Source organism: Yoonia sp. SWMV100 (genome assembly GCF_056108365.1).
In genome coordinates this window covers 447,806-462,718 of sequence record NZ_JBWBAQ010000002.1, presented here as the reverse complement: position 1 = coordinate 462,718, position 14,913 = coordinate 447,806, and the positions used below count along the sequence as shown (strand labels likewise).

Genomic DNA, 14,913 nt, shown 5'->3' with positions numbered 1-14,913 from the left:
CTGCGTTCAGGCCATTTCAAAGTGCTGTGCAGCGCCGAAGTAACTGCCCAATACGATGTCCCATCGGCGCAGGTAACTGGTGCTGACTGCATCGGCGAGCGGACCAAGAATGTCGAACCCCCCATGGGTGAGGTCGCATTGCGTGCCTTGGTCGCAGGACCGAAAGCTTACTTTCACCACGGTTGCATCTGCGGGTGTCAAGCCTCGGTGCCACGTAAAGGCGATGAACCGACCCGGGTCATAGGCAATAATTTCACCCCAAACCACAGTGTCACCGCGGTCAGTCGTCTCGACGATCTTGTCGCCTTTGTGGGCGCCGAACCGAATGTTTTTTGCCGTTTCATGATGGTTTTCGCGGCCGGATCGCGCTGTGGCTGGCCACCAAGTTCCGATCTCATCCGTAAAGAGCGCAAACGCATCGGCGGGGGCCAACGGCACGGTGATGGTTTTATGTATCGGGTCGTTCATTCTGTTTGTCCTTTGGCTTTTTCCTGGGCTGCGCGGGCAAAGGCCGCCAGTGCATCGTCCCAAAGCGAATCCAGATATTGGCGCAACTGCTGCACCCCCTCAGGAGCAATGGCATAGAGCCTGCGGTTCCCGGCGGGGGTAACCGTTAACAGACCTGCATCTGATAGCACGCGCAGGTGTTGGCTGACTGCTGGCCTGCTGATGGGCATTTGCGCTGCAATCGCGCTGACCGACAGCGCGCCGCTGCGCAAATGGTCAATAATCGCGCGCCGTGTTGGGTCTGAAAGGGCGTTGATTGCATCTTGGTAGGTCATGACTTACCGTAAGTCACGACTTACGATTCGTCAAACGTTTCGCGCAACCCTTGAAGCCCCTGTCCGCTGTCACTAAGACTCTGTCAGGACTTTTGAATTAGGACGACCCTGTCCAACAGTGAGGCACTACATATGCAAGATCCCGTCGAGACCTACATGAACCTTGTCCCTATGGTTGTTGAACAGACCGCCCGGGGTGAACGCGCCTACGATATTTTTTCACGTTTGCTGAAAGAACGGATCATTTTTGTGAACGGGCCCGTCCATGATGGCATGAGCCAGCTTGTGGTGGCACAGTTGCTGCATCTGGAGTCGGAAAACCCGAAAAAAGAAATCAGCATGTATATCAACAGCCCCGGCGGCGTTGTGACATCGGGTTTGTCGATCTACGACACGATGCAGTACATCCGACCAAAGGTCAGCACACTTGTCATCGGGCAGGCCGCATCAATGGGGTCACTGTTGTTGACAGCTGGTCACGCCGGCATGCGCTTTTCGTTGCCCAACAGTCGCGTGATGGTCCACCAGCCATCTGGTGGCTACCAAGGCCAAGCCACCGACATCATGATTCACGCGGCTGAAACGCAAAAACTGAAAACGCGGCTGAATGAAATTTACGTGAAACATACCGGAAATTCCCTGAAAAAAGTCGAGTCAGGTTTGGAGCGTGACAACTTTATGTCGCCAGAAGAAGCCAAAGAATGGGGCCTGATCGACGAAATCGTGGCGAACCGCGATAAGATGGACGGTTAAGCAGTTTGTCGTCATGACCCATCGTATGGTCATTTTGACATTGTGGACCTTGATGGGCTGCCCTAATGTTGCTTCGGGGGCAGCCCTAAAATTTGGATGACGGGCCAATAGGCCAAGGGGTTTGACATGGCGACTACGACCGGAAACGACAGCAAAAACACACTTTACTGTAGCTTCTGTGGCAAAAGCCAGCATGAGGTACGCAAGTTGATTGCCGGACCAACGGTTTTCATTTGTGATGAATGCGTTGAACTGTGCATGGACATCATCCGCGAGGAAACGAAATCGGCCGGTTTGAAAACCGGTGACGGCGTGCCAACACCTTCGGACATCTGTAAGGTTTTGGACGATTATGTCATTGGTCAGGTTCACGCAAAGCGCGTGTTGTCTGTGGCGGTGCATAACCATTACAAGCGCCTGAACAATTCAGACAAATCTGACATCGAGCTGGCGAAATCCAACATCATGCTGATTGGGCCAACCGGCTGCGGTAAAACGCTGCTGGCGCAAACGCTGGCGCGCATTTTGGACGTACCCTTTACGATGGCCGACGCGACGACGCTAACCGAAGCCGGTTATGTGGGCGAAGACGTTGAAAACATTATCCTAAAGCTGTTGCAGGCGTCAGAATACAATGTTGAACGCGCGCAACGCGGTATCGTCTATATCGACGAAGTCGATAAAATTACACGCAAGTCGGACAACCCGTCGATCACCCGTGACGTATCGGGCGAAGGTGTTCAGCAAGCACTGTTGAAGATTATGGAAGGTACCGTTGCTTCGGTGCCACCACAGGGCGGGCGCAAGCATCCGCAGCAGGAATTCCTGCAGGTGGATACAACCAACATTCTGTTCATCTGTGGCGGCGCCTTTGCTGGTCTGGATAAAATCATCTCGCAGCGTGGCAAAGGGTCCGGCATGGGCTTTGGTGCCGAAGTACGTGACGTCGAAGAACGCGGCGTCGGCGAAGTGTTCCAGGACCTAGAGCCAGAGGATTTGCTGAAATTTGGTCTGATTCCGGAATTTGTTGGCCGCCTACCTGTGATCGCAACGCTGACAGATTTGGATGCCGATGCGCTGATCACTATTCTGACCCAGCCGAAAAATGCTTTGGTCAAACAATACCAGCGCCTGTTCGAACTCGAAGATACCAAATTGACGTTTACCGAAGACGCGCTATCCGCGATTGCAAAACGTGCGATCGAACGTAAAACCGGCGCACGTGGCCTGCGGTCGATCATGGAAAGCATCCTGTTGGATACGATGTTTGATCTGCCCGGTATGGACACTGTCACCGAAGTCGTCGTGAACGAAGAGGCTGTCACATCCTCTGTGGCGCCGTTGATGATCCACGACGAAAGCCGCAAGGCAAAAGAAACGGCGTCGGCTGGTTAACCCTATGCAACGGATCAAATCGGGCGGCATATTTGAAGATAAAATCGGATATTGCCGCGCGGTTGTTGCGGGTGGATGGGTTCATGTGTCCGGGACTGTCGCGCCCGGCACAGACATCCCCACAAACGCTGCCGACCAATGTGCGGCTGCGCTGGCTGTGATTGAAAAGGCATTAAAAGACGCTGGCGCCAGCTTTGCTGATGCCGTGCGCGTCAGATATGTGGTGCCGAACCCGGACGATTTTGAAGCCTGCTGGCCTGTATTATCAGCGACATTTGGCGAAAATCCGCCTGCGGCCATGATGATTTCCTGCCCGTTGATCGACCCGAAATATAAAATCGAGATCGAGCTGACAGCGTATCGCGAAGGGCTTTAACCGTACTGGACCTTTCCTGCATTTTAATGCAGGAAGAGGCAACGCAACTGGAGACGCGACATGGGCCTTGGTCATAATATCAAACGCATCTTTACATGGTGGGACGGCCAGTCCTTTGGCACGCAGCTGTGGACATCGCGCAACGGCACGAAAGTCGGCGAGGATGGACAAGGCAATATTTACTACACCAACAAAGATAAATCCCGTCGGTGGGTCATCTATAACGGTGAAAACGAAGCAACACGTGTCACGCCAGAATGGCATGGCTGGCTGCATCACACCTGGGACGAAACCCCAACCGAGCATGTGATCAAGCACAAAGCCTGGGAACAACCGCATCAGGAGAACTTGACAGGCACGGTTGCAGCCTATGCCCCTGCCGGTTCTATCCGCAAAGCTGCCCCAGCAGCGCGTGCCGATTACGAGGCGTGGACACCTGAATAAGGTCGCAAATATGCACCGTTTGTTGATCACTGGTCTTGTTGCTGTTTTTGCCTTTGCGTCCTCTGTCGTCGCTCAGGAAGAACCTGCCGAGGTGGCGCCAGGTGGCGTCGTACGAGTGCTGGACAAACTGACGGGCAGTCACATCGATCTAACATTACAAAGCGGCGAAACCGGGCGTCTTGGTTATCTGAGCGTCACGTTAAAAGAATGCCGTTACCCGCAAGAAAACCCTTCTGGTGACGCGTATGTCGCGCTTGAGGTGCATTACCGTGACGAGCCTGCGCCCGCGTTTGAAGGCTGGATGTTAGCGTCTTCACCCGCGCTTAATGCGATGGACCATCAACGTTATGACGTTTGGGCGTTGCGCTGTATTACATCTTGACCCAGCGGCACTGCGCCCGGCGCGGTGAATGACGCTGGTTGGCGAATGGCTTTGTGAAGGCGCTTGCGATAGTCCGCACGCGAAATCTCTATGGCGCCGAGGCTTGCCAAATGGTCGGTGATAAACTGGGTGTCACACAGCTGGAACCCTCCTAAGCGAAGCCGGTCAACCAGATATGCCAGCGCAACTTTGGACGCGTTGGTTGCTTTGCTGAACATGCTTTCCCCAAAAAACGCGGCACCGACAGTCACGCCGTAGGCACCGCCGACCAGCGCGTCATCTTGCCATACTTCGACGGAATGGGCGTCGCCCTGGTGGTGCAAGGTGGTGTAGAGGTTGAAGATTGTATCGTTTATCCATGTCTCTTCGCGGTCAGCACAGCCTTGCACGACGGCCGCGAAATCTTGGTCAAAGCTGATACGAAAATCGCCCCTGCGCAAGGTTTTCGCGAGGCTGCGCGATATGCGGAACCCATCAAGCGGTAGGATGCCCCGTTGCTGCGGATCTACCCAAAAAACCTCTGGGTCGTCGCGGCTTTCGGACATCGGAAAAATACCTTGTGCGTATGCCGATAGCAAAAGTGCGGGGTTTAGATCGTGCATTCGGTATCTTACTCTGTAGTCACCAGCAAAGGTGTATGAGTATACATCTGACAACTAAAGCTAAAAGAGATCAGCATGGGGTTTTTCGACTTTCTCGCGGACATGCCGCATTATCAAGACCGCACCAACGCTGTGGCGCGTATGAATATGCGGCACAAGTTTTTGGTCGCAGCCCACGCCGACACCATCGCAGGTGCCAGAGTGCTTGATCTTGGGGCGCATGATGGCCGATGGTCATATGCGTTTGCGGGGGCAGGGGCAGCGCATGTCACTGGCATCGAGGCACGTGCCGAACTCGTTGCGACCTTTTCAGACTATCCCGATCCGACGCTTCGTGCGCGTGTTGACTTGCGTGTGGGCGACATTTTCGAGGAACTGGAAAATGCTGTTGCCGCCGGCGAAAGCTATGACGTGGTGGCCATATTTGGCATTTTATACCACATCATGGATCATTTTCGGCTGTTGCAATTGGTTGTGAACCTGCGCCCCAAACTTATCATCGTTGATAGTGAATTTATTCAGCGGAGCAATGGCGTGATTGTTTTGGGTCAAGAACGCACTGACAAAATCCTGAATGCGTCGGCGCAACACCCGGGTCAAAAAATGGCGGTTGTCGGGACGCCCAGTCCGCAGGCGGTTGTGATGATGGCAGATGTATTGGGGTACGATGTGATATGGGCGGATTTGCTTGCGATACCCGAAGCAGATCGCCATGGCGGCAGCGACTATTTCCGCGATGTGACCGAGAAAAAAGTGCGCGCGGCCTGTGTACTGAAGCCGCGCGCGCAATAATCTATCCGTTCAGATTTTCCTCAAGCCAGTGCTCCAGCCAGTGAATGTTGTAGTCGCCGGTTTGTACGGCTGGTTCCGCCAGTAGCGCGTGGAACAATGGGATGGTGGTGTCGACCCCATCCACAATCAGTTCGTCCAAAGCGCGGGCGAGGCGAGCCAATGCCTCGGGGCGATCGCGGCCATGTACGATCAGTTTGCCGATAAGGCTGTCGTAGTATGGGGGGATGCGATAGCCGTCATAAAGCGCACTGTCCATACGCACACCTAACCCACCCGGGGCGTGATATTGGGTGATTGTACCGGGGCATGGCGAAAAGTTAGGCAATTTTTCCGCGTTAATCCGCACTTCGATCGAATGGCCGTTGATTTTCAGATCGTCTTGCGTGAACGACATTGCATGGCCGGACGCGACGCGCAGTTGTTCGCGCACCAAATCAACGCCAAAGATGGCTTCAGTGACCGGATGCTCCACCTGAAGACGCGTGTTCATTTCGATAAAGTAGAATTCATCGTTTTCGAACAGAAATTCGATTGTTCCGGCGCCGATATAGTTAATTTTGGAAACCGCATCAGCACAGACTTTCCCGATCCGATCACGCAGCTCTTGCGTGATTGCCGGGCCGGGGGCTTCTTCGAGCACTTTTTGGTGACGCCGTTGCAACGAACAGTCACGCTCTCCCAAGTGGACAGCGTTGCCTTTGCCATCACCAAACACCTGAATTTCGATGTGGCGAGGTGTGGTCAGGTACTTTTCAATATATACCTCGTCATTGCCAAACGCAGCTTTGGCTTCGGCACGGGCGGAATGGAACGCCTTTTCCATGTCAGCAGCCGTCTGGGCCACCTTCATGCCGCGTCCGCCGCCGCCAGCGGTGGCTTTGATGATGACCGGATAACCGATTGTTTCACCGACTTTTTTGGCGTCAGCCAAAGTTGGCACACCACCGTCTGACCCGGGCACGCAAGGCACGCCAAGCGCCTTCATGGTGTCTTTTGCGGTGATTTTGTCGCCCATCATGCGGATATGTTCCGCTGTGGGGCCGATAAACGTCAGGCCGTGATCTTCGACGGCCTGAACGAACGCGGCATTTTCAGACAAAAATCCATATCCGGGGTGGATTGCTTGCGCACCTGTGATTTCACAGGCGGAAATGATCGCCGGAAATGAAAGATAGCTTTGCGCGGATGAAGGGGGGCCGATGCAGATGGCTTCGTCCGCCATGCGCACATGCATTGCGTCGGCGTCAGCAGTCGAATGGACCGCCACGGATTTTACGCCCATTTCACGGCAGGCGCGGACAACACGCAGGGCAATTTCGCCCCGGTTTGCGATGAGAATTTTATCGAACATGGGCGGCCCCTTATTCGATGATCACAAGAGGCGCGCCATATTCAACGGCGCCGCCGTCTTCGACCAGAATGCGTTTAATCGTGCCAGCGCGTGGGGCAGGGATGTGGTTCATCGTTTTCATGGCTTCGATGATCAGCAATGTGTCGCCTTCATTGACCGTCGCGCCGACAGTCACGAATGCAGCTGCACCCGGTTCTGCCGCCATGTAGACAGTGCCGACCATTGGCGACGTCACAGCACCCGGGTGGCTGGCGGGATCGGACGATTCAACAGCGGCCGGTGCCGCTGCAATCGGGGCTGGCGCCATTGGCGCTGCGGAAGGAGCCGGTGCTGCGGCTTGAACAATCGTCTGTGTTTGTCTGCTGACGCGGACGTTCAGGCTGTCGTTATCACCATATTCCCGCTTTACCTGCAGTTCGGTCAGATCATTTTCGCGCAGCAGTTCAGCCAATGCTTGAATAAAGCTGACATCGCTGTCGTGAGAGGTTTTTTTGCTCATTTTGTCCTCGGCCATTGCCCTATATCCGTTTTCTTTGCGACGCAGCGTCACAATACTTTGCGGCACTTATAGGGCAACCGGATCGGAGGGGGAAGCGGGGGCGGGTGAAAATGCAGCGTTTGATAAAATCACCTGCTGCGGCAGACGTTACGCTAAACGCGGCACAAGCGTTGTATCGACGGCTTTCGTCATATCGGCTTGGTCGGATGTCGCTGGGTGTTGCCCGTCTTCGTCACTGTCATAGGGCAACATTGGCACGCCATAAGGGCGTAATTTTCGCTCCTGCGGCAGAATTTCTGCTTCGGTCTCTGGAAATGCGGTTCCTGATAACCGGGCGTTTACAATTTGTGCGATAAACGGTTTGTCAGGCGGCAAGACAGCCGCGCGATCGTTTGCAGTAACCACCGGCACCTTTGTGTCAACATCTCGTGGAACCGGCGCCGTGCGGGCAGAAACCGCAACAGCCTTTGGCGCAATGCTAAAAGTGTGATCCATCGTCCGACTCCTTAAAAGCTAGATTTTGCTTTCGACAGAATCGGCCTTCGGGATTACCAAATCCTTAACTTTAGAAGGTCAGATGTTTCGCATTTTAGCAAAACATCTGAGACTGGTTCAGATCGCCAGATATTGGGCGCGCAAGTCGGCGTTATCAAGCACCTCGGCTGCGGACCCATCGAACACGACGGTGCCCGTATCCAAGATCACCGCACGGTCGGCAAGCTTGAGCGCCGCAACGGCGTTTTGCTCCACGATGACCGTCGTGATGCCCTGGTCACGGATGATGTTCAGCGTCTTGGCGATTTCTTGCACGATGACGGGCGCCAGACCTTCATAGGGTTCATCAAGCAGCAAAACTTTGATGTCGCGGGCAAGCGCACGTGCAATCGCGAGCATTTGTTGTTCGCCACCAGACAGGGTCACACCTTCTTGCTTGCGCCGCTCGCCCAGCCGCGGGAACAGTTCATAGATGCGATCCAGTGACCAGCCGATCGGTGGCGCAATTTGCGCGAGTTGCAGGTTTTCTTCGACGGTCAGACCGGGGATGATCCGCCGGTCTTCTGGCACCAGCGCAATGCCTGCCGCCGCCGCCTGATGGCTTTTCATCTCGTGCAGCGGTTTGTGATCAAGCCAGATCTCGCCGTGGCGCAGTTCTGGGTCGCCCATGCGCGCGATGGTGCGCAAGGTGGATGTTTTCCCTGCGCCGTTCCGGCCAAGCAGGGCCAAAATTTCACCTTCATGGATATTAAAGCTAACGTTTTGAACGATGTAGCTTTCGCCATAATAGGCTTCGATTTCCCACACGCTCAGAAAGGCGGGGGCTGTTGCCGCGTTATTGGCGTTTTTATTGAATGTCGCGTTCATGTGTTCCTCCGGGTGCCAAACCTTCGTTGAAGGTTTGTGGCCAGATCTTGGCTTCAGATCTGGCCGCTGGATAAGTTGTTATACCTGCGCTTCGCCGAGATAGGCTTCGCGGACTTTCGGGTGGCCTTTGATGTTTTCGGGGGTGTCTTCGACAAGAGGTGTCCCTTGCGCCAACACTGTGATCCGTTCTGCCAAAGAAAACACCACGTTCATGTCGTGTTCAATAATTGCCATGGTGATTCCGCGTTTGGTCCGGATCTCCTTTAGCAAATTGATTGTGTTTTCCGTATCCGCCCGCGCCATGCCGGCGGTTGGTTCATCAAGCAACAACAGCTTTGGATCTTGCACCAAACACATCGCCATTTCCAATCGCCGTTTGTCGCCGCGCGACAGGCTTGAGGCCACCATATGACGTTTTTCCAGCATGTTAACGTCAGCAAGCATTTCCTCTGCCTGTGCCCGGATGCCTTTTTCGGAGGTGATGCTTTCGATCGCATGCATCCGGAATGACCCGTCACGTTTGGCAAAGCAGGGGATCATGACATTTTCGAAAACCGTCAAATCGCTAAAGATTTCCGGCGTTTGAAACACCCGGCTGATCCCCATCTGGTTGATCTCGTGTGGTTTGCGCCCCAGCACAGATTGGCCGTCAAACATGACCGACCCAGAATCCGGGATAAGCTTGCCCACCAGCACGTTCAGCAGTGTGGATTTGCCCGCCCCGTTTGGACCGATGATGGCGTGAACGGTATTTTCTTGCACGCTAAGATTGACGTCACCCAGCGCTTGCAAGCCGCCAAACCTTTTGTTGATGCCTTTAACTTCAAGGATTCCCATTTTCGTTTCTCCTTATTCGGCAGGTTTGTTGGCGCCGGGATTGGCGTCGGTTGGTTTCTTGCGCCGGAAAGTCGCCGCAAGTTTCTGTCCACCTTCGACAAGACCACCAGGAAGAAAGATCACAACCAGCATGAACACGATGCCAAGTGTGAGGTTCCAGCCTTTGCCGACGAAGGGGTGGACGACCGCGACGATGAAATCCTCGAGCCCGTCAGGCATAAAACCGAACCATGTATGCAGTACCTGATCATTGATTTTAGAGAAGATGTTTTCAAAGTATTTGATCATCCCTGATCCCAAAACCGGTCCGATCAGCGTGCCTGCGCCGCCCAAAATCGTCATCAAGACGACTTCGCCTGATGCGGTCCATTGCATCCGCTCTGCGCCAGCCAAAGGGTCCATCGATGCCATCAGGCCACCGGCCAGACCAGCATACATACCAGAGATGACGAAGGCGGCCAAAGTATAGGGACGCGCATTCAAGCCCGTATAGCTCATCCGGGTCTGGTTTGATTTGATTGCGCGCAGCATCATGCCAAATGGCGACCGGAAAATCCGGATCGACAGGTAAAATGCGCAAACCATCAGGATTGCCGCAAGGTAATAGCCCGCATTGAACGTAAAGTTCCATGCGCCAACCGCCATTTCATAGCTTGCGCGCATTTCCAGACCGAACAGGGAGGGTACGGGAATGTTCCCGCTGGCGGTTTGTGATGTACCCAAGATGCGCGGATCGTCCATTGCGAGCTGCAACCCGGTTTCGCCGCCCGTGATCGGGGTCAGCACGGAATAGGCCAGCGCGAACGACATTTGCGCGAAGGCCAGTGTGAGGATCGAAAAGTAGATGCCAGACCGCCGCAGCGAGATGAACCCGATCACAAGCGAGAATACACCAGCGATGATCACACTCAGAATAATCGCCGGCAGCACGTTCATGCTGAGCAATTTGAACATCCAGACCGCAGAATATGATCCCACACCCAAGAACGCCGCATGCCCGAAGGACAGGTACCCTGTGAGGCCAAACAGGATGTTAAACCCGATGGCAAAAATCCCGAAGATCACAAAACGCTGCATCAGGTCGGGGTAGCCTGCGTTGAACTGTGCCAGTTCTGAACTCGCCGGGAACGGGTTCAGGATGATCGGTGCAAACAACGTCAATCCAATGACGATCAGCAGCAGCCGGAAGTCTTTTTTATCTAATCCGAGCATGTGCTTATTCCTCCATCACGCCTTTGCGACCCATCAGGCCACGCGGACGTGTTAACAAAATGATGATGGCGACGAGGTAGATGATGATCTGGTTGATCCCCGGTAGAAAGTTGATGACCGCAGAGGTCGATGCAAAGCTTTCCAAGATACCCAACAAGAACCCAGCCGCCACAGCGCCCGGCAGTGACCCCATGCCGCCGACAACCACCACAACAAAGCTGAGCACCAAGAAATCCATGCCCATGTGATAGTTCGGGGGGTTGATCGGTACGTACATGACACCCGCGAGCCCGGCGACAGCCGCCGCAATCCCGAACATGATCGTAAAGCGTTTGTCGATGTCGATACCCAGCAATCCGACGGTTTCACGGTCGGCCATCCCGGCCCGTACAACCATCCCGAATGTGGTGAATTGCAGGAACGCAAAGACCGCGCCGATCACGACAACCGAGAAGAAGAAGTAAACCAACCGCCAGTAGGGGTAGATGATGGCGTTAGGATCAAAGCCCAGCAACACCCCGAAATCAAAGCTGCCGGTAAAGGCGCTTGGGGCGGGGGTTGGGATCGGGTTTGCGCCGTAGAAGTATTTGACGACCTCTTGGATCACGATGGCAAGGCCAAAGGTCACAAGGATCTGGTCCGCATGTGGGCGCTTGTAAAAGTGTTTGATAAGCCCGCGTTCCATAATAAACCCGATCCCGATCATGATCGGAATGGCGAATAGGATGGACAGCGGCACCGCCCAGTCGATTAACTTATCGCCCATCACTGGGCCGAACCAGCCGTGCAGATAAGGCACATCAACTTGCATGGGGTTACCCAAGAAATCTGTGCGGGTTTCATCCACCACTTTGTGGCTAAGCGAAAGAAGTTTGCTCATTGTGACGGCGCAAAAGGCCCCCAGCATGAAAATTGCCCCGTGGGCAAAGTTAACAACGCCGAGCGTCCCAAAAATAAGCGTCAGACCGAGCGCGATCAGCGCATAGGCCGACCCTTTATCGAGTCCGTTGAGAACTTGCAGAATGAACTGGTCCATTAGGTGACCTCTGATCAGTTAAATGGTGGCAGGGTACCAAAAAACACACCGCTGCCGCTCAGGGCGCAGTAGGTTCGAAAGCCGGGCCACCACGCAATGTGGTGACCCGATGTTTTGGTGGGATTATGCGCCTGGGTTACATGTGCCCAATGCACCACCGGCAAACTGCGGGTGATCGGGGGCGTATGTGACCTGGTCAACAGGCGTGACTTCAACGATCTCGACAAGGTCGAATTCGTTTTCTGGGTTTTCTTTCCCGCGCACAACCACAACGTCCTTAAAGCACTGGTGGTCGTCGCCACGGTAAAGCGTTGGGCCGTTGCCCATACCATCGTATTCAAAACCTTCAAGGGCTTCGACAACGGCGCATGGGTTAAACGAACCGGCGCGTGTCACAGCATCCGCATAAAGCAGGGTCTGCACGTAGCATGTGTGCGCCGCCTGGCTTGGTGGGAAGCCGTATTTTTCGCCGAAGGATTTCACGAAAGCATTGGTGCCGGTATACCGCGCACCCATCTGGTTTTCGAGTTTCCAATCCCAGTTCTGCGAACCGATGATGCCGGCGATGTTTGCACCCGCACCACGTGCCATCAGCTCGGAGTAGAGCGGCACAACGATTTCGAACTGCTTACCGTTCGCTTGGGCTTGGCGCAGGCCAAACTGTACAGCGTTGGTCAAAGAGTTCACCATGTTCCCGCCGTAATGGTTCAGAACCAGAACATCTGCACCAGAGTTCAGAACCGGCGCGATGTAGGACGAAAAGTCAGTCTGTGTCAGCGGTGTTTTCACAGCGTTCACAGTTTCCCAACCCATGGCTTCTGTCGACGACCGGATTGCTTCTTCGGTGGTGTAACCCCAGTTGTAGTCCGCGGTCAGGTGGTAGGCCTTACGGTCGGTACCGTACTGTGCTGCAAGCACAGGCGCGAGAGCCGCACCAGACATATAAGAGTTAAAGAAGTGGCGGAAACCGTTGGCCCGCTTGTCTTTACCTGTCGTGTCGTTGGAGTGGGTCAAGCCCGCCATAAAGATCACGCCGGCTTCTTGGCACAGTGCCTGTACAGCAACAGCCACACCAGACGACGAACCGCCAGTGATCATGATGGCGCCATCTTTTTCGACCATCGACCGTGCAGATGCGCGTGCCGCGTCAGATTTTGTCTGGGTGTCCCCAGTGACGTACTTAACCTGACGACCCAGAATACCTGTACCGTCCAACGCTTTGGACGAGAAGGTGCTGAGCATGCCGCCGTCACCGCCACCGTTCAGATGCTCGACAGCCAGTTCATATGCACGCAATTCATCTGCGCCCTCATCAGCATATGGACCTGTCTGTGGCACGTTGAAGCCAAGAACGACCTCACTGTCACCTGGTGCATTGGTAAATCCTGCGTGCGAAGCTGCGCGTAGGTAAGTTGGTAGCGTAAGTCCCGCACCTGCAATGGCACCCGTCTTTAACACGCCGCGACGTGAGAAATTCGAATTTGACATTAGTTTCCTCCCTAAAGGTTTGTGCTGCAATATTTGTAAAAATTCACAGCTTGTACGTGTGCGTACGGGGCCATTGTTGGGCCGAGACATCAAATTCGGCAACAACCCATTGAGGCGACTTGATTAATTTGTAAATAAATGCACAGTATTTTCGTGCGCGCTGTAAACCAGTTTTCTTGCAGGCGCAGAAAGCCGTTGAAACTATTGGGGTAATTAAACATGTCCATCCGCCGTCTGACCGGATCGCGCATTCGTGAGAAGCGAATGGACCAAGGAATACGTCAGGCGGCACTTGCGCAAGCCGTCGGAATATCCCCGTCATACTTGAACCTGATCGAGCATAACCGGCGCAGAATCGGCGGTAAGCTGCTCACCGATCTTGCGCGGGTATTGCAAGTCGACCCTGGCCTGTTGACCGAAGGCGCGGGGACAGACCTGCTTGACCAAATGCGCACTGCGGCGGCGGCGTTTGGTGCGATGGATGACGTTGCGCGCGCTGATGAATTGGCCGCGCGCTATCCGGCGTGGAGCGGGCTGATTGTCGCGCAGGCACGCCGGATTTCCGGCCTTGAAGAACATGTGCAAGCGCTGTCGGACCGTATGGCGCACGACCCGCGTTTGGCCGCGTCTTTACACGAAGTGATCTCGGCTGTGACGTCTATCCGGTCATCTTCGTCCATTCTGGTGGGACAAGAACAACTGGATGCCGATTGGCAGCGCCGTTTCCACCAGAACATCCACAACGACAGTTTGCGTTTGGCCGCAAGCAGCGAAGCCTTGATCGCATACCTTGAGGCGCCTGAAAAAGCCGTCGAAGGCGCAAATACCCCGTTCGAGGAGCTTGAGACAGCGTTGGCGCAAGTCGACTATCACCTTCAAGCGCTTGAAGATGCCAATGCGGACATCGCTGGACTGGCGCAAGAATTGGACCTGCATGGACGTGGGGCGCAATTGTTTGACGCTTTTGCGCGCCAATACAGTGAAGATGTTGCCGCGCTACCTTTGGCTGATTTTGCACGCGCGTGTCGCGATTTTGATTATGACCCAGCAAAACTGGTGCATAAATTCGGTGTAGATTTTCCGACGGTTCTCCGCCGCCTTGCGGCCCTTCCGCCGCATGACAGGCATCCGAACATGGGATTGGCGACCTGTGATTCTTCGGGGGCTTTGACGTTTCTAAAGCCTGTTCCCGGCTTCACCTATTCGCGCGCCAATGGTGCCTGCCCGCATTGGCCGATTTTTGCTGCGTTGAACCGTCCAACGCAACCGATCCGCGCCGAAGTCGTCCTGCCTGATGCGGCGAAAACGCGGTTTTTATGCTATGCGATTGCCATGCCTATCGGGGCACAGCAATTCGATATGGCGCCGGTGTTGCATAGTACGATGCTGGTCATCGCCGACCCCGCAGAGGGGGTGTCACCACCGATCCCTGTGGGCGGCGCGTGCCGCATTTGTCCGCGCACCAACTGCTTTAGCCGTCGAGAGCCGTCAATCATAGGTGGTGCGGTTGAATCTGGTCTTTGACTCCGGCGCCAATTGCACGGATAGTCCGCGCAGGGAGGCTGCTCTGGAGGGGGTAGTAAGACATGAGGGGAGGCGATG

The 14,913-nt window shown here is 54.7% G+C and carries 18 protein-coding genes; 7 read left to right on the top strand and 11 right to left on the bottom strand.

The features are described from left to right. Window positions 1-6: 6 nt before the first annotated feature. Together ACXJGX_RS02355 and ACXJGX_RS02350 are read right to left on the bottom strand one after the other, a co-directional pair. The gene (locus ACXJGX_RS02355) at window positions 7-468 is read right to left on the bottom strand and encodes an SRPBCC domain-containing protein (protein ID WP_474778529.1); all 462 of its coding nucleotides are present in this window, start codon (window positions 466-468) and stop codon (window positions 7-9) included. Further along, window positions 465-782, bottom strand: coding sequence for an ArsR/SmtB family transcription factor (locus tag ACXJGX_RS02350; protein WP_474778528.1), 318 nt, complete (start codon window positions 780-782; stop codon window positions 465-467). Before ACXJGX_RS02350 ends, ACXJGX_RS02355 begins: the two co-directional genes overlap by 4 nt. 132 nt (window positions 783-914) lie before the next feature. On the opposite strand from ACXJGX_RS02350, the gene ACXJGX_RS02345 reads away from it, so the two are divergent. From ACXJGX_RS02345 to ACXJGX_RS02325, 5 genes are all read left to right on the top strand, one after another. After that, the gene (locus ACXJGX_RS02345) at window positions 915-1,535 is read left to right on the top strand and encodes an ATP-dependent Clp protease proteolytic subunit (RefSeq protein ID WP_474778527.1); all 621 of its coding nucleotides are present in this window, start codon (window positions 915-917) and stop codon (window positions 1,533-1,535) included. A gap of 126 nt (window positions 1,536-1,661) precedes the next feature. Beyond that, on the top strand, window positions 1,662-2,930 hold the full coding sequence (gene clpX, locus ACXJGX_RS02340; protein ID WP_474778526.1) for an ATP-dependent Clp protease ATP-binding subunit ClpX: 1,269 nt from the start codon (window positions 1,662-1,664) through the stop codon (window positions 2,928-2,930). Window positions 2,931-2,934: 4 nt separating this feature from the next. Continuing rightward, entirely contained in the window at window positions 2,935-3,306 is a 372-nt protein-coding gene (locus tag ACXJGX_RS02335; protein WP_474778525.1) for a RidA family protein, read from the top strand. Between the two features lie 60 nt (window positions 3,307-3,366). Beyond that, on the top strand, window positions 3,367-3,750 hold the full coding sequence (locus ACXJGX_RS02330; protein ID WP_474778524.1) for an NADH:ubiquinone oxidoreductase subunit NDUFA12: 384 nt from the start codon (window positions 3,367-3,369) through the stop codon (window positions 3,748-3,750). 10 nt (window positions 3,751-3,760) lie between these two features. Then, window positions 3,761-4,132, top strand: coding sequence for a DUF2155 domain-containing protein (locus ACXJGX_RS02325; RefSeq protein WP_474778523.1), 372 nt, complete (start codon window positions 3,761-3,763; stop codon window positions 4,130-4,132). Here ACXJGX_RS02325 and aat read toward each other — a convergent pair. Beyond that, the gene (gene aat / locus ACXJGX_RS02320; protein WP_474778522.1) at window positions 4,096-4,734 is read right to left on the bottom strand and encodes a leucyl/phenylalanyl-tRNA--protein transferase; all 639 of its coding nucleotides are present in this window, start codon (window positions 4,732-4,734) and stop codon (window positions 4,096-4,098) included. The genes ACXJGX_RS02325 and aat overlap by 37 nt on opposite strands. A gap of 75 nt (window positions 4,735-4,809) precedes the next feature. Here aat and ACXJGX_RS02315 point away from each other — a divergent pair, with 75 nt between their 5' ends. Beyond that, the gene (locus ACXJGX_RS02315) at window positions 4,810-5,526 is read left to right on the top strand and encodes a class I SAM-dependent methyltransferase (RefSeq protein ID WP_474778521.1); all 717 of its coding nucleotides are present in this window, start codon (window positions 4,810-4,812) and stop codon (window positions 5,524-5,526) included. Window position 5,527: 1 nt separating this feature from the next. On the opposite strand, the gene accC is transcribed toward ACXJGX_RS02315, so the two are convergent. From accC to ACXJGX_RS02275, 8 genes are all read right to left on the bottom strand, one after another. Further along, complete coding sequence (accC, locus tag ACXJGX_RS02310) at window positions 5,528-6,877, bottom strand: acetyl-CoA carboxylase biotin carboxylase subunit (RefSeq protein ID WP_474778520.1); 1,350 nt, start codon at window positions 6,875-6,877, stop codon at window positions 5,528-5,530. A 10-nt stretch (window positions 6,878-6,887) separates the two neighbouring features. Continuing rightward, window positions 6,888-7,376, bottom strand: coding sequence for an acetyl-CoA carboxylase biotin carboxyl carrier protein (accB, locus tag ACXJGX_RS02305; protein ID WP_474778519.1), 489 nt, complete (start codon window positions 7,374-7,376; stop codon window positions 6,888-6,890). Between the two features lie 147 nt (window positions 7,377-7,523). After that, complete coding sequence (locus ACXJGX_RS02300) at window positions 7,524-7,871, bottom strand: hypothetical protein (RefSeq protein ID WP_474778518.1); 348 nt, start codon at window positions 7,869-7,871, stop codon at window positions 7,524-7,526. Window positions 7,872-7,988: 117 nt separating this feature from the next. Continuing rightward, complete coding sequence (locus tag ACXJGX_RS02295; protein ID WP_474778517.1) at window positions 7,989-8,738, bottom strand: ABC transporter ATP-binding protein; 750 nt, start codon at window positions 8,736-8,738, stop codon at window positions 7,989-7,991. A gap of 78 nt (window positions 8,739-8,816) precedes the next feature. Beyond that, the gene (locus ACXJGX_RS02290) at window positions 8,817-9,575 is read right to left on the bottom strand and encodes an ABC transporter ATP-binding protein (RefSeq protein ID WP_474778516.1); all 759 of its coding nucleotides are present in this window, start codon (window positions 9,573-9,575) and stop codon (window positions 8,817-8,819) included. A gap of 12 nt (window positions 9,576-9,587) precedes the next feature. Beyond that, window positions 9,588-10,787: a branched-chain amino acid ABC transporter permease gene (locus tag ACXJGX_RS02285; RefSeq protein WP_474778515.1), complete on the bottom strand. Its 1,200-nt coding sequence runs from the start codon at window positions 10,785-10,787 to the stop codon at window positions 9,588-9,590. A gap of 4 nt (window positions 10,788-10,791) precedes the next feature. Then, entirely contained in the window at window positions 10,792-11,823 is a 1,032-nt protein-coding gene (locus tag ACXJGX_RS02280) for a branched-chain amino acid ABC transporter permease (protein WP_474778514.1), read from the bottom strand. A gap of 123 nt (window positions 11,824-11,946) precedes the next feature. Then, the gene (locus ACXJGX_RS02275; RefSeq protein ID WP_474778513.1) at window positions 11,947-13,311 is read right to left on the bottom strand and encodes a substrate-binding protein; all 1,365 of its coding nucleotides are present in this window, start codon (window positions 13,309-13,311) and stop codon (window positions 11,947-11,949) included. A 219-nt stretch (window positions 13,312-13,530) separates the two neighbouring features. Between ACXJGX_RS02275 and ACXJGX_RS02270 the strand changes: the two genes are divergently transcribed. Then, complete coding sequence (locus ACXJGX_RS02270; protein WP_474778512.1) at window positions 13,531-14,835, top strand: helix-turn-helix domain-containing protein; 1,305 nt, start codon at window positions 13,531-13,533, stop codon at window positions 14,833-14,835. Window positions 14,836-14,913 lie beyond the last annotated feature (78 nt).